Here is a 1,132-nt window from a genome sequence, read left to right on the forward strand (position 1 = left end):
ACGTGCGTCCGGTCGGCCGGGCAAGGCGCATACTGGGGGTTCATGTACCTGCGCGGCCGGGAGACCACATGAGCGGACCAGAGCCGGCGGGCAGCCTGCCGGCCGCCGCCGAGCCCATGCCCGCGGCACCGAGGCTCGACGTGCACCCGTTGACCGGGCGGACCGGGTTCCGGGCGGCGGGCGAGGTGAGCCTGCCGACGCGCGGCATCTGGGAGCGCGCGCTGCAGCGGGCCGTACGCGAGGGCGAGGACGTGTACTACTTGGAGCTTTCCGCGCTGACCTTCGTCGACGTCGCGGGCGTCGGGGCGCTGGCGGACGCCGCCCGCGGCCTCGGCGGGCGGCGCCGGCTGGTCCTGGACCGGCCACCGGACGCGGTACCGCGGATACTGGAGCTGCTGTGGCCCGGTCTGCCGGGGATCGAGGTGACGACGTGACGACCGGGACGTCCGAAACCCCGTGCCCCGCGGACCCGTTCGTGCACCCCGCGCTGTTCTACGGCGACGCGGGGGAGTACCTGGCCGGCACCGTGCCCTTCGTCCGCGCGGCGCTCGCGGCGGACGAGCCGGTCGCGATCGCGGTGCCCGGTGACAACCTGCGGCTGATCCAGGACGAGCTGGGGGCCGACGGCGCCACCGTCCGCTTCCTGGACATGCGCGAGGCCGGCCGCAATCCCGGCCGGATCATCCCCGGCGTGCTGCGCGCCTTCGCCGACACCCAGCCGCCCGGCCGGCGCGTCCACATCATCGGCGAGCCCGTCTGGGCGGACCGCAGCCCGGCCGAGTACCCGGCCTGCGCCCAGCACGAGGCACTGATCAACGCGGCGTTCCGGGGCCGCGCGGTCACCATCCTGTGCCCCTACGACACCTCACGCCTGGACGAGCGGGCCCTCGCCGACGCGCACGCCACCCACCCCGTCGTCATCCCCGCCGGCTCCGCCGCCGAACGCGCCAGCGCGGCCTACGACCCCGACGGCGTGGTCGCCCGCTACAACGAGCCGCTGCCCGCCGCCCCCGGCACCGGCCCGGACGTGCTCGCCGTCGCCTTCGACGAGGGGACCCTGTCCGCCGTCCGGCACCTGGCCACCGGCCACGGCGCCCGGCTGGGCCTCGCCGGCCTCGCGCTGGAGAACCTG

At 76.3% G+C, this 1,132-nt stretch carries 2 protein-coding genes; both read left to right on the plus strand.

Annotated features, from left to right (window positions below; all coding sequences use genetic code 11):
- Positions 1-68: 68 nt before the first annotated feature.
- Positions 69-434 carry an STAS domain-containing protein gene (locus tag IE312_RS23565; RefSeq protein WP_229900336.1) on the plus strand — a complete coding sequence of 122 codons (366 nt, stop codon included), beginning with the start codon at positions 69-71 and terminating at the stop codon, positions 432-434.
- A partial coding sequence (locus IE312_RS23570; protein ID WP_189984321.1) for an MEDS domain-containing protein occupies positions 431-1,132 on the plus strand: 702 nt, incomplete at its 3' end. The genes IE312_RS23565 and IE312_RS23570, both read left to right, overlap by 4 nt.

This window comes from Streptomyces capoamus, assembly GCF_014654935.1.
Taxonomy (GTDB): Bacteria; Actinomycetota; Actinomycetes; order Streptomycetales; family Streptomycetaceae; genus Streptomyces; species Streptomyces capoamus.